The organism is Bombilactobacillus sp. ESL1197 (assembly GCF_058107145.1).
Genome location: NZ_JBYLTY010000002.1, coordinates 181,506 through 199,431, shown reverse-complemented (window position 1 = coordinate 199,431; position 17,926 = coordinate 181,506). Strand labels below are relative to the sequence as shown.

Here is a 17,926-nt window from a genome sequence, read left to right as displayed (position 1 = left end):
ATGAGATATTTCACTAGTTTATTTTGGATTTTAATCTACGGACAAATCTTAGGTTATATGGGAGCAGCTTTAACTAGCACCCAATACCAACCGATGACCGCCTTAATTATTTCTATTGTATTTACGATTCTTTTCTGGATTTTAACGGCTGCGTTAGATTCACCTTCGAAAGCTAAAAAAGAGTAACTTTTGATTAAGTTACTCTTTTTTTATGGATTAACTAACTTAGTTCCAGTACATTGCCAGCTAGTTAACTATTCAGCCGTTAGGTAAAAATAGACTTGCTTTTGTGACAATGCCATTTTTAATACCCGATGTTGCGAATGAATGGCCTTAAAAGTAGTTTGTTGACTACGCGTTTTTGTTAATTCATGTTGCATTTGTTTCAATACTTGACGGCCATTAGCCCCTGATAAAGTACAGATAATCATTAACGATTGTACCAATGATTGCAAATCTTTGGGCTTTTTCAAGTTTTGCAAGGGTGCAATTAAGGTCAACCCCATTAATTGTTGATCTTGGACACTAGCCCGCAATGTTTGCTGTGGCGTGTGGAGCAGATCAGTAATCGTATTGGTCATTGTTAGTGGTAACACCCTTTGACGCATCATCATATTATATTTTTGAGCAAACTGCGCATAATTTCCCAAAGATTTCATTGCTTGAACAGGTACTTGTTTAGTCACTGTTTGTCCCTGTAAGCGACTCCGCAATGTTACTTTTTGTTGGTGTTTAGTGCCCCAGACGTTAATCACAAAATTACCTTGTTGATTAGTTACTGCATGCCAAGAACTTTGAGTCCCTACACGGTAACTAATTTTAGCTTGTCGAGGAACGTGACCTTTAATCGTGGCTTGCATCACATTTACCGGGTAACTTTCCCGACTAGTTTTGAGATAATTATGATTAGAACAGGCAGTTAAGCCTAATAACAAGGGAAGAATAATGAGCCATAACCATCTTTTCATGAATTATCACCTGAATAAAATTTAAGACAGACTAACCGAATTAATCTGCCTTGAAATAATTATAATTAATTTGCTTGATTACTTGTTACTACTTGTTTGCCTTTGTAATAACCTTTTGGTGAAACATGATGGTTCATACGATATTCACCAGTCGTGGGATCAAATTGAATATTAGGTTGACTCAACTTGATATGACCCCGACGTTGGCGCTTCTTTTGTTTAGAAGTTTTTCTTGCTGGAACTGCCATATTTAATAACTCTCCTTTGATTAAACTTGCTTCTACAAATATATTTAAAATCAAATAACATTCGTAATTACTTATTCATGTTACTATCATTTCAGATAGAGGGCAAGTCCTTTTACTTATTTTTCCCGAGTTTTAGTCACAAGTTACTTTTTATTGCCTAATTTTTGCGTCAACATATCGCCTAGATGTGGCGCCAATTGATAAGCTACATAACCTAATTGCATGATGCGTGGCCGATTCAATTCTCGCACCGGTCGGCCGATACAATGAATAATAGCTTGTGCCAACTTTTGTGGATCTAATTTAATAGCACCTACCGACTTTAAGTAATTACCTGTGTGATCAGCAATCTTAAAAAAATTCGTGGCCACTGGCCCTGGATTAACCGTTGTCACCTGAATATTAAAAGGACGAAGTTCCAAGCGTAAACTGTCAGAAAAAGCAATGACCGCTGCTTTAGTCGCTGCATAGACAGCTGATTTGGGTGTGGGAATTTTACCACCCATCGACCCCAAATTAATAATCTGTCCTAGACGTTGCTGCATCATGTGTTCTGCTACATAACGGGTCAAAAGCATTGTGCCTAAAACATTGACCTTTAACATTTTGTTCCAGAGTGGGTATTCTGTAGTATTAAATTGAGAAAAATCGCCAAACCCTGCTGCATTAATCAGAATCTCAATTTGTTGATGGCGCGCAAAAATCTGCTCTAAAGTACGTTCCACATGCTTGGCAATGCTCACGTCTAAGCTGTAGCTTTCGACAAAGCCACTAGTTAGCGCTTGACATTGACGGGTAATGCGCGCTAATTTTTCTTCATTGCGCGCGATTAAGATTAAATTAGCGTTTTTATGTGCTAATTGCCAAGCCAATTGTTGACCAATCCCTGATGATGCTCCAGTAATAATGACTGTTTGACTTTGCAAATGTTGTAAGGCCGCTATGTTCATGCTGACGTCTCCTCTGGGTGATGTAATTTAATTTCAAAGCGATCAAAATCTTTAACTACATAAGAATTAGGAAAAATTTGCCGAGCATCATGTAAAAGTTCATAAAACTTATTACCAACGTAACGTGCTGAAATATGATTCAACAACAATTGATTAACATGAGCCGCCCGGGCAATTTGTGCTGCCTGAGCACTAGTTGAATGAAAATGCTGGCGTGCCAATTTTTTTTCATGGCCAGCTAAAGTACTCTCATGTACTAATACATCAGCATTTTTGGCCAATTTAATGCTTGCTTGACAATAACGCGTATCACCAATAATCGCAACTACTCTGCCTGGTTGACTTGGACCAATAAAATCTGCCCCATTTAAAATGGTACCATCAGCAAGTTCCACTTGTTCCCCGCGCTTTAGTTGCCCCCAAATAGGCCCATTAGGCAAGTGATATTCCGCCAAACGATCAACCAATAATTCCCCAACATGCGGCTTTTCTTCAACACGATAACCATAGCACAAAATTCGGTGATCTAGTTTCTGACAGGTAACTTTAAAAGTATTATCTTCAAAAACGACCCCTGCATCTTTAATTTCATGATAATTAATGGTATAGCCTAAATGGCTATCTGATAAGCGCAAACTAGTTTGCACATATTCTTTCAAGCCGACAGGACCATAAAGATCTAATGGTTGGTCACCACCTTGAAAAGAACGTGAAGACAATAGCCCCGGCAAACCAAAAATATGGTCGCCGTGCAAATGCGTAATAAAAATTTTATTAATTTTACGTGGTCGAATGGTTGTAGCCAAAATTTGCTGTTGTGTTCCTTCACCAGCGTCAAATAACCATACTTCATTGCGTTCATTTAATAATTTCAACGCCAAGCTAGACAAGTTTCTTCCCTTAGAAGGAACTCCCGCACCTGTTCCTAAAAATTCTAATTCCATATTTACTCTTCCATGTTTTAATATTTCGTATGCTTCAAAATTTCTTGCGCAATCAGCAGACTATAATAAACCGATCCTTGGTCATTAGTATGCACCTGATCATCATAAAACCAATTAGGATGATGTTGACTAGTTGCATACCAATTAATAACTGTCAAATTAGAATAGTCGTGAGCTGCCTTTTTAAGGACTTGATTAACTGGTTTTTCCCATGAGCGAGTGGGGACATGAACATTAATCCAAAAAACTTGGCGCTGCTTACCAGCTAACTGCATCACTTGCTGAACTTGTTGAGAGCTAATAGCCCCGTTAGTCCCCATTCCAATTAAGATCGTTTGTGGCAAAGCCGCCTCTGCTTTATATTTTTGTAATAAATCAATTGCCACATCAATGCCGCGGCTCACGTCAGCATTAATTAACATTTTGGGAAAAATTGCTCGCAGTCCGTTTGAACCATCTACCATCACTGAATCGCCAATTGCTAACGCTGATAGGTCTTGCGCTCTTTGTAAATCAAACTGCGTAATCCCCAGTTTTTGGTATTTAGAATTAACTGGATGACTCTTTGCCAAACTTTGCCATTTTTGAACCTGTTGTTGATTATGTTTCACGGTTGGTTTCTTCTTCAAGTCATGCAAAACTTGCTGATTGTGTTGCTTATTAATTTGATGATTATGCTTAATTTTTTGTGCTAACTGACTATGATTAGCATCACTAGCTTGTCCATTATCTTGGAAAAGTCCCCAACTACCAGTCACAACTGCCGCTAGCACTAATACGGTGCCGACCACTTTGACAGAACGTTGCTTTTTGTGCTGTGACTTGCGGCCATAGGTACTTAATGGGCGCTCAACAAAATAATAAGAAATCAAACTAACTAAAAAGATTAATACAATTTCGATAACTGGGTATAAAAAGCGATGATCTGCCACGTTAGTAAACTTAGATTCAAAAAAAATCATCACCGGAAATTGGTATAGATACAAACCAAAGCTGAGTTTCCCAATCCAAGCAAACAGCGGATTAGTTAATAATTTATTCCAAATAGCTGCCGGATGCGCCACAATTGCGACTAAAATCGTAGTCAAGATCGAAAAGAGAAACATGCCACCTCGATAAGTAAAAGCGTCGGTGGCTTTCATTTTAAAAATAAAAAAGAGCATCAATGCTAAACAAATCGCACCACCAACATTTAACAGCTGACGATCAAATTGCCGCACATCTTGACGCAGTCGATTGCTGGGCCAAATAAATGCTAACGCACAGCCTAATAAAATCGAGAACAAGCGAGTATCAGTGCCATAATAAATCCGACTTGGATCAGCATGGGGATTATATAACAAGGCCATTAATCCCGCAGACACTATCGTTAACACCAAAGTCACCAATAAAACTTTTTTAGCCGATAAAAAACGTAATAAAATTAAGATAATCAACGGCCATAACAAATAGAATTGCCCTTGAATTGATAAAGTCCACATATGCGTAAATGGTGATTCATTATTCGCAAAACGTTCAAAATAAGATTGACCGTGTGCGATTTGCCAAAAGTTATAAACATTCAACACATTAGTGGTAAAAATAGCTCGTAAATTTTTTAAGAGATTTTTTTGAAAAAATGCAATATAGGCACTTGCACTAAATAGCATCATCAATAATCCGGGATATAATCGTCGTATTCTTTTAAAGTAGTATTTGCCCAAGTTAAAATGACCTTGGTCCCTCAAAGAACGTAAAATTTGATCTGTAATTAAATAACCTGATAAAACTAAAAAAATCGGAACTCCTAAGTAACCTCCTGAAAACACTTCAGGATTTAAATGATACAAAATAACTCCAACAACACCTAGCGTTCTCAAACCGTCAAATCCGGTAATGTAACGTCGGCTTTTCTCCATTTGCTCCACTACGTCTAACACTCCAACTTATTATATTGCGATAGTCTGTTGATTACATAAACTCAAATTCAAAGTCATCAATTACTACAGTATCGCCCACTTGCGTTCCTGCATTAGTTAATGCCTCGTCAACACCCATCCGTTTGAGTTTGCGTGCAAAACGCATTATGCCATCTTGATAGTTCAAGTTACTACGTTGTAATAAAGAACTTACCGCTGCACTAGTGACCACAAAAGTATGTTCGTCAACTTGCTCAATCTGAATGTCATCGGCCGGTGCAGCTTGATACTTATAGGTCTTCTTTTCCGGTGTCGATTTTTCTGGTAATGCAGCAGTAAAATCAGGCGCAGTAGCTAAAACTTGAGCAGTTTTTTGCAATAATTGTTGCACTCCTGTGTGCGTTACACTAGAAATTTCAAAAACTTGTTCAATTTGCAATGTTTGTTTAAATTTCTGTAACCGATCATTTGCTCCCGGTAAATCCATCTTAGTTGCCACAATTATCTGCGGACGCTGCAATAATTTAGGATCATATTGTTTTAATTCTTCATTAATTTGTTGATAATCTGTTACGGGATCACGACCATTATTCGGATCCATATCAATTAAGTGTAAAATGACTCGCGTTCGTTCAATGTGCCGCAAAAATTGAAAACCCAGCCCCACACCCTGAGCTGCGCCAGTAATCAGTCCGGGTAAATCTGCCAAAACAAAATCCTGACCATCTGCTAAACGCACCATTCCTAGATTGGGCTTGAGTGTTGTAAATTGATAGGCTGCAATTTTCGGTTTAGCTTTTGTCGCTACTGATAATAGCGTTGATTTACCAACTGACGGAAAACCAACCAATCCCACATCTGCTAATAATTTTAATTCTAATTGAATCACGCGTTGTTCGCCAGGAGTTCCATTTTCCGCAATTTCCGGAGCGGTATAGCGAGACGTAGCAAAATGAATATTACCTCGTCCTCCGTGACCACCGTGAGCAACAATTAATTCCTGCTGATCGGATACCAAATCACCCAAAATTTCTCCCGTTTCAACATCACTAACTGTCGTCCCAGGAGGAACACTAACATAAACATCCTGTGCATTAGCTCCATGCATTGCCTTAGTCATGCCGTTTCCGCCAGCTGGGGCTTTAAATTGGTGTTGATAGCGAAAATCCATCAAGGTTCTTAAACCGGTATCTACTTTTAAAATAATATTGCCACCCTCACCACCGTCACCGCCGTAAGGGCCACCTTTAGCGACGTATTTTTCGTGTCGAAAAGCAACAGCACCGTCGCCACCGGCTCCTGCTTTAACTGTTATTTTGACATTATCTATAAACATGAAAACCTCCGCAAAACTCTTATCAAACACTAATTTTAACATAGTTTACTGGAAAAAGTGGTTGTTCCTTGAGAATAATAATGACGTTTTTTTGACGATTTTGATTGTTTTTGAATGGTTATGATTGATTTTGACAAAAAACAGAGTATGATATTTGTATGGAGGTAAGATGTAAGTGATTACAGAACGTCGACGGCAAATTATTTTAAACCAATTACAACAAAAAAATATTGTCACAGTGCATGACCTAGTTAACCTAACTGGCGCCTCAGAATCAACCATTCGTCGTGATTTGTATGAGCTAGAAGATCAGAAACTATTATCACGGATTCATGGTGGTGCCAAAAAAATCAATTCCTCATTGCTCGCAGAACCCAAAGTAGCTTTAAGAGCTACCATGGCTTTGCCTGAAAAACGAGCAATTGCAAAGGCTGCTGCTAATTTAGTTCACGATCATGAAGTTATTTTTTTAGATTCTGGAACTACAACTAATGCCATGATCCCTTTTTTAGCACATAAAAAGGATTTATTGGTCTTAACTAATAGTGTCGACAACGCTGCTTTATTAGCGGATCAACAATTGCACACTATCATGCTGGGGGGCTTTTTAAGAAGCTCTACTAAAGCCACTGTTGGTCAACATGTAACACAATATTTGAGTGATTGCCATTTAGATCAAGCTTTTTTAGGCACTAATGGCTTTGATGTCCAACATGGTTTTACGACGCCTGATCCTGAAGAATCATTAGTCAAGCAGGCAGCTGTTCGACAATCTGATCAGACTTACGTCTTAGCAGATAATTCCAAATATCAGCAAACGCGTTTTAGTAAATTTGCTAAATTAGATGACGCTATTTTAATTACTGATCATCTAGCTGCTGATATTAGTCAGCACCTTACCTCATATACTAAAATAATGGAGGTCCTGCAATGATCTATACCCTTACTGCAAATCCATCGATTGATTATGTTTTGCAGTTATCAAAAATGACTTTAGGTGAAGTCAATCGAGTAGAAAATGACGTTAAATTGCCTGGCGGCAAGGGGATCAACGTTTCACGGATTTTGCAAGAGTTACAACTGTCATCAACGGCTTTAGGCTTTATTGGTGGTGCAACGGGAGATTTGCTTACGCAACTGCTCAAAAAAGCTGCTGTCGTGACTGATTTTACCCAAGTTCACGGCGATACCCGCATTAATGTCAAGATCAAGGCCGATCAAGAAGAAACCGAAATCAATGGCCGCGGTCCACAAATCACCCCTGGAGAAAAAGCTAGTTTATTACAAAAAATCGCCCAAACAAAACAAGGCGACGTGGTTATTATGGCCGGTAGCACCCCACCAGGTTTAGACCAACAATTTTATTTAGACATTGCTCAGCAAGTTACTGCTAATGGTGCAGAATTTGTCATCGACACTACTGGTCAAGCCTTACTGGATACCTTAGCCTTTCATCCGTTAGTAATTAAACCAAATCATCACGAATTGGCTGAATTGTTTCAAACTAGTTTCCATGATTTAAACGATATCATTCAGGCGGCTCGTAAGCTGTTAACTCAAGGTGCTCAACATGCCTTGGTTTCGATGGCTGGTGATGGAGCCTTATTAGTGACACCAGATGCTGCCTATCAATGTAACGCACCTAAAGACATCGTGAAAAATTCGGTTGGTGCAGGTGATTCAATGATTGCTGGTTTTGTTGGTACTTATATGAAGACCCACGATGTTTTAGAAAGTTTTCATGTCGGTGCCGCTTGTGGTTCTGCTACTGCATTTAGTGAAGATTTAGCGCAAATTACTAAAATCAAAGCCGTTTACCAACAAATTCAGGTTACTCAAATTCAATAATAAGTGAGGCGTTTAAAATGGATTTAAAAGAATTATTACGTAAAGACGTCATGATCATGGATTTAAAGGCGACTACCAAAGAAGCCGCTATTGATGAAATGGTCACCAACTACGTCCAAAAAGGCGTCGTCGATGATGAAAAATTATTTAAAGCGGATATTTTAAAGCGTGAAGCCGAAACCAGTACTGGTATCGGTGATGGCATTGCCATGCCACATGCGCGCGATAAAGCTGTCAAACGGGCCACAGTTATGTTTGCCAAAAGTGCTCATGGCGTTGACTATGACGCTTTAGATGGTCAACCAGTTTACTTGTTCTTTATGATTGCTGCTCCCGATGGTGCTGATAGCCTGCATTTACAAGCTTTAGCCGCTTTATCAGCCTTATTGATTGATCCTAAGTTAGTCGCTGCTCTAAAAGAAGCAACAACTCCAGAACAAGTTCAAGAATTATTTGACCAAGCGCAAGCACAAAAAGAAGCAAAAGAAAAAGCGCAACAAGAAAAAAAGGCCCAGCAAGCTGCTAGTCAGACAACTAATACTGACCGGGGCTATATCGTGGCAGTTTCTGCTTGCCCTAACGGAATTGCCCACACCTACATGGCAGAAGCTGGTTTAAAAGAAGCCGCCGAAAAATTAGGAGTCGACATTAAAGTCGAAACTAATGGTTCCGAAGGTGTCAAGAATAAATTAACGCCGGCTGAAATCAAACGCGCGGATGGCGTCGTGATTACTGCCGATAAAAAAGTTGAGATGGCACGGTTTGACGGTAAGAAATTAATCAACCGACCTGTCATTGACGGTATTAATAAACCGGAAGAATTGATCCAAAAAATCGAAGCCGGTAATGCTCCCACTTACCATGCTAATCCGGATGAAGCTGATAGTAGCGACGGCGAAGTTGAAGGTAAGTCCATGTGGTCGCGCATTTACGCTGACTTAATGAATGGTATCTCCCATATGTTACCATTCGTGGTTGGTGGCGGAATCTTAATGGCCATTTCTTTCCTATTGGAAAACATGGCTGGTCCCAAATCAACAAGTTTCCTATTCTTTAATAGTATCGGTAATTACGCCTTTAACTTTTTAATTCCAGTTTTAGCAGCTTATATTGCCGTTTCAATGGCTGACTTACCAGCTTTAATGCCTGGTTTTGTAGCTGGTTTTATGGCTTCACAAGCTAGTGCTAGTTTTGTTCATTCATCTAGCCCTGCCGGCTTCATTGGTGGTTTAATCGGTGGTTTCTTAGCTGGTTGGGTAGTTGTTGGCATGAAGAAAGTCTTCAAATTTGTGCCTAAGTCACTTGAAGGTATGAAACCAATGCTGTTATATCCGGTCTTTGGTTTACTAATTGTCGGCGCCATTATGTACTTTGCTGTTGACCCAGTCTTTGCCGTGGTTAACCAAGCCATTACTGATTTCTTAACTCACATGGGTACTGGTAATGCTGTCTTATTAGGAGCCTTACTTGCTGGAATGATGTCTTTAGATATGGGTGGTCCTTTCAACAAAGCTGCTTATGCCTTTGCAATTGGTATTTTTACTAATACTAAAGATGGTGCTTTAATGGCTGCCGTAATGGCTGGTGGAATGATTCCACCATTGGCAATTGCCTTAGCTGCAACCATTTGGAAAAACAAGTTTACCGAACAAGAGCATCAAGCGGCTATGAGTAACTATATTTTAGGTGCTGCTTTTATTACCGAAGGTGCCATTCCTTTTGCTGCCGGTGATCCATTGCACGTTATCGTTCCAAGTGTGATCGGTGCCGCTATTGGTGGTGGTTTAACTCAATTCTGGGGCGTTAACGTTCCCGCACCGCACGGTGGAATTTTCGTTTCACCATTATCCAATAAACCATGGTTATTCTTGTTATCAGTCGTGATTGGAGCAGTCATTGCCGGTTTAATTTACGGTATTTGGAAACCTGCACTCAAAAAAGCTGAAGCAAAATAAATTTTCTTGGAAAAGTCCGCCATTATGATGCGGGCTTTTTTTGTATAACAAATCAAATTATTAAAAGTTTCGTTTGATCCCATCTTTTTTGTATAATTAATTTAACAATCAAATTTGATTAAGAGGTGATAATGATGATTTTAGAAGCTTGTGTTGGAGAATTTTCACAAGTTCCCAAAGTAATTAAGCGCGGTGCCAAACGCATTGAATTAAATGCCGATCTCGCCCAAGGTGGCATCACTCCTAGCTTAGGCGTTATCAAAGCAACCGTTGAATATGCCCACCAATATCGAATTCCCGTCATCGTCATGTTACGGCCCCGCGGACGAAATTTCATCTATAACGCCGCTGAGTTAAAAATTATGCATGAAGACGCCCAATTAATTGCTCAAGCTGGTGCCGATGGTGTGGCCGTGGGAACTTTAACTTCTGGAAAGCAAATTAATACTGCTGCTTTAGAATATGTTTTGGGTACTTTACCACTTATTAAGGTCTTTCATATGGCCTTTGACGACATTAAAAATCAACCAGCTGCCATGGACTGGTTGATTCAGCATAATTTTCAACGAATTTTAACGCATGGTGGTCCATTAAACAAACCATTAAATATTAAACACTTACAAGAATTAATCGAATATGCCAACGGCCGCATTGAAATTTTACCAGGCGGCGGCGTTACTCACAGTAATGTTCAAGATATTACCCACTTATTAGGTGTCGAACAAGCGCATGGTTCAAGAATTGTGTAAGGCAAAATAAAAAAGCAGCATTGGTGTCCAAATTTGACTCAATCACTACTTTTATTTGAGGACCGTTATTCTTAACCAGCTGGAACAATATCTTGACTGGACTGTTCTTGAACTTGACACAACCGGACATAAAAGTTGGCTTCAGCCAATGTCCGATAGGGAAAGACCCAAATTCCGGCTAAGCCCACAGTGATAGACACCAGCATTTCGTACCCAATAAAACTCAAGCTAAAAACAAAATACTCCCAACAATGACCTTTCATCATCTGACGACTCAAAGTAATTGCTTCACGATATTTAACAGGCTTATTATTTTGGACACTATCCCGATAAATATAAACTGCTTGTGAATAGCTAATCGCTTTCATAATTCCAGGGACAATCAGTAACAATGACCACAAACATATCCAAATTCCAGCCAAAATAGACACTAGCAAACTACCGATAAAAGTTTCGCCCCGTTCAAATAGCACCAAAGATTTAGTAAATGGCTTGGTTAGTGGGGCATCATTTCTCATCACATCAACTGCCGCCAAGCTACTACTCAAATTAAAAACTTGATAACCAATAAAAACTATTAATACTGAACACATCATTAATGTACTAACTGGACGATTGCCTGATAAAGTGCGGACAGTATTCAGAATTACCAAAGCTAAATAAAAAAACAACGTTAATAAAAACATTTGTAGAAAAAAACTAAAGTGAAGATTTAATTTACTCTTCGCACTTTGCTTGATCTCTTTTCTGTTCATAAAAGTTTCTCCCCTAAAATTTTAATCTTCCAATGCAATTTCTTTTTCCCACTCTTGATAAACTTGATTAAAGCGTACCTCATCTTCATCACTGAAGCCTTTAAAAATAACTCGGTCAATGTCTTCACGATTAAAGAAAAATGTTTGTTTTGGATCAACTCCTTCGGGATAACCACACCCAAGATAATCAACAAACTGCTCACTTTGCGTTGTTTCATCTTGGTACATAACGCCTCGACCAATAATCATCATTTTTTTAGTACCCTCTTTAAGATAAACCAATGACCCTAAAGGTAACAACTCTTTATTTTCCATATAATTATTTATTCCCCTACAATAATTTTTAATTGATTTTAAAACTGATTATTTGAAAATTAATATCACCTTCTTTCGCTGAAGTCGGCAATCATTAAGTTATTTAATTCGTTTTTTACGTCCAAAGCTAACATGGTACTCCGCTTCATATTCGGATTGATATTTATAAAGATAATATAGTGGTAAAACCATATTTATTGGTAATCCCATAAAAAGAAAATCTATAATTAGATAAATTAATAGTGGTGAAAATATAACAGAAAAAAAATCTAACGAAAAACTACTTACATTGAATGCATATTTAATAATTATTAATTTTATTATTTTAAATGCAGCTAATACCAAAAAGATAGTAATACCACAATGGCACCAACGCTTTAATAAATTCTTTATTTTTCCAAATAGAGTATTGTATTCACGTACATAATTTGTAACTAAAGAACCTGACATTATTCTTTTTAATTCGTAATATTCATCCATGGCATTAATAGCTGGTAGAATTGCTGACATTAAATAAACAATGTAACAAAATATCTGGTTAACAACATTGTAGTTTGATAATTTATCAAAACTATCTACTATAACTAACAAACAAAAATAGCCAAAAATAATCATGATCCAAACATTGACGATTAATCTTTCTATCAACCAGCTTTTAAAAATTAATCCGTTAAAAAACATCAATACAAAAATAATTAGCATAAAAGCCAATAACAGTAAAATATTTCTTACAGATAAGGCAGTCTTATCTATTAATTTACTTGATGATCCCATAATTGAAATAAAAGTTAATATCATAGCATCTATAATAAACATTGAATATATTTCGGAGCAACTTTGTTTAAAAATCGACTTATTTTGAGCTCTATCAAAAAAAGTATACATTTCTCTGTTAACCAGCTTAACGCTTTCCTCAAATGAAGCATTCGTAATTTTATAATTTTCCATATTTTTGTAATTAACCTTTACTATCTAATGAATCAGACAACTACTTAACAGCGGAATTATCACTGAAAATAACTAAGATTTATTTAAAAAAATGTTGTTAAATGTAATCAAAGTTCTACTATCATTTAGTGTGCCTATTTTTACCAAAACTAACATGATATTCTGCTTCATATTCGGATTGATATTTGTAAAGATAATATAATGGCAAAAATAGTTTTAAAGGTGCATATACCAAAATTAGATAGAGTTCTCCAAAAATTACAGTAGGAATAAGCAAAAAGAGAATGCCCATGCTTTGTATGATTTTGATAAAAGCTTCATTTGCTATAACTAAATATCTAATTTGAAAAATAAAAGCCAAAATAAAAATTATAAAAAGGATCATAATGTATAAGATTATTTTTTTACTTTTTAATTTTCTAAACAAAACAAACGATTTAGTATAATCAAAAGACGCTTTTGATATAAGAATATTTTTCTTAAAATTTATATATTTAAAAACAACCGTATAAGCCAATAAGAACATAATATATAGGTATAAAATCAACAAAAAGATAGTAATATTCATTGTTGATAAAATATCTGATAATATAGTAAGGAATAATATAATGCTTACGTTGATTAAACTAAAAAAAAGTGATGATCCTAAATAAAAATTTTCTAATACCCAATTTTTAATAATAAAAAAATTATACATATATATAATAAGATTTAATGTGCATAATATTATATATAAAAAAATAAGAAAGATAAAAAGTTTATTACTTTTATTTGAAGCTTCAAATGTATAAAAGGCAAGTAGGACAAAAGTATTAAAAATATTAACTACAATAAAATCACGTATATATTGTTTAATAACATTCTTATTGTCCGCTGTTTTAATCAAACTGGTAATAAAATTAAAATTTATTTTTTTACTATCCTCAAATGAAAAGTTGAACATTTTTCTTTCCTTTACTAGAAAAACTATCGTTCCAGTCAATCCTCGAAAATGATTTACCTATATTTTTTTCAAAATTATGTGCATCAGTTTTATATTGTTCAACACGATGTGGATTGGAAAATTTTGTCCACAATGAATAAGAACCTATGGCTGCTCCTACACCTACCGCTATTGGCAACCACGCACCACTTCCAACCATCGCTACTCCTAATAATGCTCCACTAACTGGTCCAATATCAAAAATAGTATCAATCGCTCCATCACTAATAGCTCGTCCTAAATCATGGTGCTTTTGATCAGCATAATCTGCTCCAGTATTTAATATCCAATCCCAACCTAAAGCTTTCTTCGTCGCATATTCGGTAATTCCGGTTTTTTTGATAGCTTTAAAACTTCCTAGTGCCGTTTTACCAAGATGTCCCAGCCTGCCATTGATGACGTCCGGAACATATCTATTAAATTTATTAAAGTATCCCGTTCCCTTTTTAACCCCTTGCCAAAACTGATTTAATATCGTTAGTTCGCGTCCACTAGCGGAAATAGTCGCTGCTACTACCACCTTTCTAATTTCCTTAACTAATTTAGGACTCTCACTAATGGCAGTCATCATCTCTTTAGATTCCAAAATTGCTGTCAGAGCTTTTTTAGGATCAGCTTTTGCTAACATCTTGATCCGTTTGTAGTCACCACTATTAACCACACCCTTAAGATTTTCGATCAACTTATTAATCAAGCGTTGTTCCTTTTGACTCTTGACTGTGTCAATACTTTTAATTTCCAATCCCAATTTCACAGTTTGTTGATTCAGGCCTTGCATCGTTGCTGTTGGGCGACGACTATTAAATTGCTGCAATTTCTCCACCGTTTTGTTAGCTGAGCGCACCATCTTTTTGACATCGTTCACAGGATCATTACTGAGACGCCGCAAGCTTACAATATCCGCAACAGAACTAATCGCTCGGTTACACTCTTCAAGCGCATCTTCTAGCGGTGCTTGGCTCGCTTTGAACTTAGTTGCAATTGCTTTGATGTAATTGGAATCTAACACCGCATCTGGACTGGAGTCCACTTCACTAGCAAACACTTGAATTAAACGTTGATACTGTTGCTGTAATTCCGTTAAGTCATTAACTAAATTATGATTTAAGGTTTGATGAGTTTTATTGGCATAATTGGCCATCGCACGCTTGGCTTGACCGGAAAAACCTGGTGTTTGTGGTACAGCCGTCATCTTCGTACTGACTGTAACCAAACTACTCTGCAGCGCCTGTCCTTTACGATCCAGCACTTGCTTATTATCAATCACCTCTTTGATACGGACTTTGACCATAATTAACGACCTCCCAGATCTTGTGCTAACTTCTGATCTTGTTTAACTAATTGTGCTTCTGTTTTTTTAAATTGTGCCACATCATTATTAACCACACTACAATACTTTTTAATCAGACTATCCATTTTATTACTTAATGTTAGCATCTGCATAAACGGTGCAGCATTAGTCTGGGAAAAGTGCTGTAACTTTAAATTCTTTTGTCCTAAATCAGTTGCCGCTCCCCGAGCCTCAGTCACCCTTTGTTCAAAAGCATTAATCTTAATTGCTATCTTTACCATTAACTTATCTCCTCATCAATTAACCGCTGCTAGCCGCGCACATTCTGCTTGTAATTCCTGAATTTTGTCATCAATTATGCTCATATTTTGTTGAAAAACATTATAATCGTGCCGACTACTTTGTTGAAATTGATCATAGTCATTAGCTAATTTATTTTTTCGCTCACCACGCCATTCGCTATTAGAAATAGACGTATAACCTGTTGTAATTTTATCAATGTTGGCTTTTAACTTAGTTTGGCCTTTTTGCAAATTGATTTTCGCTTTTTGTAATTTAGCAATCTTCATCTGTAATGCTCGAATTGCCACCGCATTTTTTCCCATTATTGAAACCCCCTCACTCTTTTCCAAACCAATCTTCCAATGACACTTGTCATCAATAAGATTCCTAAGATTAATAACCCCGTTGTTTGTTCATGCAAATCTGCAGTTTGCGGCAACGTTGCACTGTCTCCCTTAGTTGCCGAGTCGTTACTAGTCGGATCTATCGCGCCATTTGACTTGGGCGGTAGTTGTGTACCGCCGCCACCAGAATCATTGGTTCCACCATTATTTAAATTTTCAGTCGGTTGACTGGTTGAGCTCGAATTGGCATGGTCTGTAGTATTGGACTGATTAGTGTTAGCATCATTCTTACCTGAATCACTATCAGCATTATTATTAGAACCTGCTTTGTAATAAAGTGTTACTGTTTGTTTGTTGTTAGTAAAAGTCCCATTGTCTGCACCAACAATACGCTCAAACGAGTAACCGTTAATTTTCAAACGCTCAATTGTGTAGGTCTCACCCACATTGCCCCGTAAAATGACGTTATTAGCAATTTCTTCATTGGTTTTTTCATCTAAATACCGCACTGTTACATCTTGACCGGTTACTTGTTGATCTTTCTTATAAATAAAAGTAATTGTTTGAGGCTCTTTAGTATATGTGCCGGAAGTTTGCCCCTCAGCATGGTCGTAAATGTAGCCTGGGATATCTTTTTGGGACACAGTATAAGCATCACCAATTTTGCCAGCCATGACCAAGTCACTGGCTACACTCAGAGTAGAGTTTTCAATCAAATAGCGAACCGTTAACTTCCCTGTAGTCATTTTTCCCTTGTAAACCAAAGTTACAGTTTGGGGACTAGCGGTAAATTGCCCCGTTAAATTACCATCTGCTTTGACATATTCATAATTGTTCACCGCATAATTGTGCGGATCCACACTGTAATTACTACCCACATTGCCCGTAATTGTCACTGCATTCTGAATAGATTCACCCGCCTCATCCACAAATTGAACATTAACCGCACCAGTAGCCGCTACTTGGTTTTGATTATCGTTAACTGCACTATCTTTGGACCGGTAACTAAAATATACATACTGGGGCTCTTTAGCATACGTGCCGTTCACATTACCCGTCACATCTTTTAATTTCATATCATGAAATGTTTTTTCTTCAGCATAATAGGGAGCCCCAACTTGACCTTTTAAGGTAACACTGTCCATTGTTTGTCCAGTATCAAAGTTAATATATAAAACTGTCACACTTCCCATTTCCACGGGATCAGCCAACGGTCCACCAGCAGTTGGCTGCGTTTCAGTAATGGTTTTTTGTTTTACATAACTTTTTTGTAACTGCTGTAAGTTATCTGCTCGCGTGTTATTCAAGTTAAAAGTTTCAGCTTGAACACTAGTCCAACTACTAACTACTGTTCCCATCAATAAAGTGAATATCAAAAATATAGTCGTCAGTTTAATTTTCATATCCAATCTCCCCTAAATCCCTAATTTGCGCAATTTTGCTGCTGTAACTGTGTAAGTTCCCAACAAATCGCCTTGGACCACAGTCCGCAAATTACTAGTCGTCAAATTTTCACACGTTATCAGTGTAATTTGTGGTGCTACTAGCTGATCATCAATCAAGTCCACCCGTCGATTCGAAACACCGGTTAAAACCCTAGTTACTTGATATTTGTAAATCAATTTTAAATCTGTTAGATAAACCTTATTCCCGACTTTGACACGATGTAAATTATGAAAAATGGTTTGATTGTGCATATAGTGACCAGCCAAAGCGTAGTTTCCTGCTCCCATCACCTGCTTCGGCTTCATAGTGGCTACACCGTAAAGCAAGTTATCACCACGCGATCCGTAGCCTTTAAAAATTCGATTTTTCATTTGGACTTCAGGAATCGCCATGTAACCAATCGGCTGCACTGAATTATTCCACGCTCGTAATAAGTCTTGCGCCTTAATGGCATGAACTTCTTGTGGATCAAAATTAGCCTTTTGATGTTGATTATGCACAATTTTTTGCCGCGTCAGCATTTGATCTTGTTTTAAGTAGTGCGCCATCAACCAATCATGTCCTGGTGGACTACTAATTACGCCATAGCCAATTAAGCCTAAACTACAGATCATGATTAACCCAGACAAGAGCGCTTTTATTGTTTGCTTTTTCATAATTAACACTT

At 37.4% G+C, this 17,926-nt stretch carries 19 protein-coding genes; 5 read left to right on the top strand and 14 right to left on the bottom strand.

From position 1 onward, the window contains the following. The gene (locus AC3B6B_RS06610) at positions 1-186 is read left to right on the top strand and encodes a YjzD family protein (protein ID WP_489757900.1); all 186 of its coding nucleotides are present in this window, start codon (positions 1-3) and stop codon (positions 184-186) included. Positions 187-254: 68 nt separating this feature from the next. Here the strand turns inward: AC3B6B_RS06610 and AC3B6B_RS06605 are convergent, their stop codons facing one another. The 6 genes from AC3B6B_RS06605 to obgE form a co-directional block, all read right to left on the bottom strand. Continuing rightward, the gene (locus AC3B6B_RS06605) at positions 255-968 is read right to left on the bottom strand and encodes a hypothetical protein (RefSeq protein WP_489757899.1); all 714 of its coding nucleotides are present in this window, start codon (positions 966-968) and stop codon (positions 255-257) included. A 65-nt stretch (positions 969-1,033) separates the two neighbouring features. Beyond that, complete coding sequence (rpmF, locus tag AC3B6B_RS06600) at positions 1,034-1,216, bottom strand: 50S ribosomal protein L32 (protein ID WP_489757898.1); 183 nt, start codon at positions 1,214-1,216, stop codon at positions 1,034-1,036. Positions 1,217-1,359: 143 nt separating this feature from the next. Beyond that, positions 1,360-2,166, bottom strand: coding sequence for an SDR family NAD(P)-dependent oxidoreductase (locus AC3B6B_RS06595; protein ID WP_489757897.1), 807 nt, complete (start codon positions 2,164-2,166; stop codon positions 1,360-1,362). Further along, positions 2,163-3,110 carry a ribonuclease Z gene (gene rnz, locus AC3B6B_RS06590; RefSeq protein WP_489757896.1) on the bottom strand — a complete coding sequence of 316 codons (948 nt, stop codon included), beginning with the start codon at positions 3,108-3,110 and terminating at the stop codon, positions 2,163-2,165. Before rnz ends, AC3B6B_RS06595 begins: the two co-directional genes overlap by 4 nt. A gap of 17 nt (positions 3,111-3,127) precedes the next feature. Beyond that, positions 3,128-5,008, bottom strand: coding sequence for an acyltransferase family protein (locus AC3B6B_RS06585; RefSeq protein WP_489757895.1), 1,881 nt, complete (start codon positions 5,006-5,008; stop codon positions 3,128-3,130). Between the two features lie 52 nt (positions 5,009-5,060). Further along, a complete protein-coding gene (obgE, locus tag AC3B6B_RS06580; protein ID WP_489757894.1) occupies positions 5,061-6,344 on the bottom strand; it encodes a GTPase ObgE in 1,284 nt (427 codons plus the stop codon). Between the two features lie 175 nt (positions 6,345-6,519). On the opposite strand from obgE, the gene AC3B6B_RS06575 reads away from it, so the two are divergent. The 4 genes from AC3B6B_RS06575 (at position 6,520) to AC3B6B_RS06560 (ending at position 10,896) form a co-directional block, all read left to right on the top strand. Continuing rightward, complete coding sequence (locus AC3B6B_RS06575) at positions 6,520-7,278, top strand: DeoR/GlpR family DNA-binding transcription regulator (protein ID WP_489757893.1); 759 nt, start codon at positions 6,520-6,522, stop codon at positions 7,276-7,278. After that, positions 7,275-8,192, top strand: coding sequence for a 1-phosphofructokinase (gene pfkB / locus AC3B6B_RS06570; protein WP_489757892.1), 918 nt, complete (start codon positions 7,275-7,277; stop codon positions 8,190-8,192). Before AC3B6B_RS06575 ends, pfkB begins: the two co-directional genes overlap by 4 nt. 17 nt (positions 8,193-8,209) lie before the next feature. Further along, on the top strand, positions 8,210-10,147 hold the full coding sequence (locus tag AC3B6B_RS06565; protein ID WP_489757891.1) for a PTS fructose transporter subunit IIABC: 1,938 nt from the start codon (positions 8,210-8,212) through the stop codon (positions 10,145-10,147). Positions 10,148-10,278: 131 nt separating this feature from the next. Next, positions 10,279-10,896 (top strand): copper homeostasis protein CutC, encoded by a 618-nt coding sequence (locus tag AC3B6B_RS06560; protein ID WP_489757890.1) that lies wholly within the window; start codon positions 10,279-10,281, stop codon positions 10,894-10,896. 71 nt (positions 10,897-10,967) lie between these two features. Here the strand turns inward: AC3B6B_RS06560 and AC3B6B_RS06555 are convergent, their stop codons facing one another. The 8 genes from AC3B6B_RS06555 to AC3B6B_RS06520 all read right to left on the bottom strand — a co-directional run bounded on the left by AC3B6B_RS06555 (position 10,968) and on the right by AC3B6B_RS06520 (position 17,915). Then, entirely contained in the window at positions 10,968-11,651 is a 684-nt protein-coding gene (locus AC3B6B_RS06555; protein ID WP_489757889.1) for a DUF975 family protein, read from the bottom strand. Between the two features lie 21 nt (positions 11,652-11,672). Continuing rightward, positions 11,673-11,966: a DUF4176 domain-containing protein gene (locus tag AC3B6B_RS06550; protein ID WP_489757888.1), complete on the bottom strand. Its 294-nt coding sequence runs from the start codon at positions 11,964-11,966 to the stop codon at positions 11,673-11,675. Positions 11,967-12,065: 99 nt separating this feature from the next. After that, positions 12,066-12,914 (bottom strand): hypothetical protein, encoded by an 849-nt coding sequence (locus AC3B6B_RS06545; RefSeq protein WP_489757887.1) that lies wholly within the window; start codon positions 12,912-12,914, stop codon positions 12,066-12,068. Between the two features lie 923 nt (positions 12,915-13,837). Then, on the bottom strand, positions 13,838-15,187 hold the full coding sequence (locus AC3B6B_RS06540) for a T7SS effector LXG polymorphic toxin (protein ID WP_489757886.1): 1,350 nt from the start codon (positions 15,185-15,187) through the stop codon (positions 13,838-13,840). Between the two features lie 2 nt (positions 15,188-15,189). After that, on the bottom strand, positions 15,190-15,468 hold the full coding sequence (locus AC3B6B_RS06535) for a TIGR04197 family type VII secretion effector (protein WP_489757885.1): 279 nt from the start codon (positions 15,466-15,468) through the stop codon (positions 15,190-15,192). Positions 15,469-15,483: 15 nt separating this feature from the next. After that, positions 15,484-15,792, bottom strand: a complete 309-nt coding sequence (locus tag AC3B6B_RS06530) for a YwqH-like family protein (protein WP_489757884.1) — start codon at positions 15,790-15,792, stop codon at positions 15,484-15,486. Next, positions 15,792-17,216 (bottom strand): MucBP domain-containing protein, encoded by a 1,425-nt coding sequence (locus tag AC3B6B_RS06525; protein ID WP_489757883.1) that lies wholly within the window; start codon positions 17,214-17,216, stop codon positions 15,792-15,794. Before AC3B6B_RS06525 ends, AC3B6B_RS06530 begins: the two co-directional genes overlap by 1 nt. A 12-nt stretch (positions 17,217-17,228) precedes the next feature. Beyond that, positions 17,229-17,915 carry a class A sortase gene (locus AC3B6B_RS06520; RefSeq protein WP_489757882.1) on the bottom strand — a complete coding sequence of 229 codons (687 nt, stop codon included), beginning with the start codon at positions 17,913-17,915 and terminating at the stop codon, positions 17,229-17,231. Positions 17,916-17,926 lie beyond the last annotated feature (11 nt).

Excerpts from the sequence above, each read along its gene's own strand:
- AC3B6B_RS06610 (WP_489757900.1), top strand. The coding sequence starts at position 1 with ATGAGATATTTCACTAGTTTATTTTGGATTTTAATCTACGGACAAATC.
- AC3B6B_RS06605 (WP_489757899.1), bottom strand. The coding sequence starts at position 968 with ATGAAAAGATGGTTATGGCTCATTATTCTTCCCTTGTTATTAGGCTTA.
- rpmF (WP_489757898.1), bottom strand. The coding sequence starts at position 1,216 with ATGGCAGTTCCAGCAAGAAAAACTTCTAAACAAAAGAAGCGCCAACGT.
- AC3B6B_RS06595 (WP_489757897.1), bottom strand. The coding sequence starts at position 2,166 with ATGAACATAGCGGCCTTACAACATTTGCAAAGTCAAACAGTCATTATT.
- rnz (WP_489757896.1), bottom strand. The coding sequence starts at position 3,110 with ATGGAATTAGAATTTTTAGGAACAGGTGCGGGAGTTCCTTCTAAGGGA.
- AC3B6B_RS06585 (WP_489757895.1), bottom strand. The coding sequence starts at position 5,008 with ATGGAGAAAAGCCGACGTTACATTACCGGATTTGACGGTTTGAGAACG.
- obgE (WP_489757894.1), bottom strand. The coding sequence starts at position 6,344 with ATGTTTATAGATAATGTCAAAATAACAGTTAAAGCAGGAGCCGGTGGC.
- pfkB (WP_489757892.1), top strand. The coding sequence starts at position 7,275 with ATGATCTATACCCTTACTGCAAATCCATCGATTGATTATGTTTTGCAG.
- AC3B6B_RS06565 (WP_489757891.1), top strand. The coding sequence starts at position 8,210 with ATGGATTTAAAAGAATTATTACGTAAAGACGTCATGATCATGGATTTA.
- AC3B6B_RS06560 (WP_489757890.1), top strand. The coding sequence starts at position 10,279 with ATGATGATTTTAGAAGCTTGTGTTGGAGAATTTTCACAAGTTCCCAAA.
- AC3B6B_RS06555 (WP_489757889.1), bottom strand. The coding sequence starts at position 11,651 with ATGAACAGAAAAGAGATCAAGCAAAGTGCGAAGAGTAAATTAAATCTT.
- AC3B6B_RS06550 (WP_489757888.1), bottom strand. The coding sequence starts at position 11,966 with ATGGAAAATAAAGAGTTGTTACCTTTAGGGTCATTGGTTTATCTTAAA.
- AC3B6B_RS06545 (WP_489757887.1), bottom strand. The coding sequence starts at position 12,914 with ATGGAAAATTATAAAATTACGAATGCTTCATTTGAGGAAAGCGTTAAG.
- AC3B6B_RS06540 (WP_489757886.1), bottom strand. The coding sequence starts at position 15,187 with ATGGTCAAAGTCCGTATCAAAGAGGTGATTGATAATAAGCAAGTGCTG.
- AC3B6B_RS06535 (WP_489757885.1), bottom strand. The coding sequence starts at position 15,468 with ATGGTAAAGATAGCAATTAAGATTAATGCTTTTGAACAAAGGGTGACT.
- AC3B6B_RS06530 (WP_489757884.1), bottom strand. The coding sequence starts at position 15,792 with ATGGGAAAAAATGCGGTGGCAATTCGAGCATTACAGATGAAGATTGCT.
- AC3B6B_RS06525 (WP_489757883.1), bottom strand. The coding sequence starts at position 17,216 with ATGAAAATTAAACTGACGACTATATTTTTGATATTCACTTTATTGATG.
- AC3B6B_RS06520 (WP_489757882.1), bottom strand. The coding sequence starts at position 17,915 with ATGAAAAAGCAAACAATAAAAGCGCTCTTGTCTGGGTTAATCATGATC.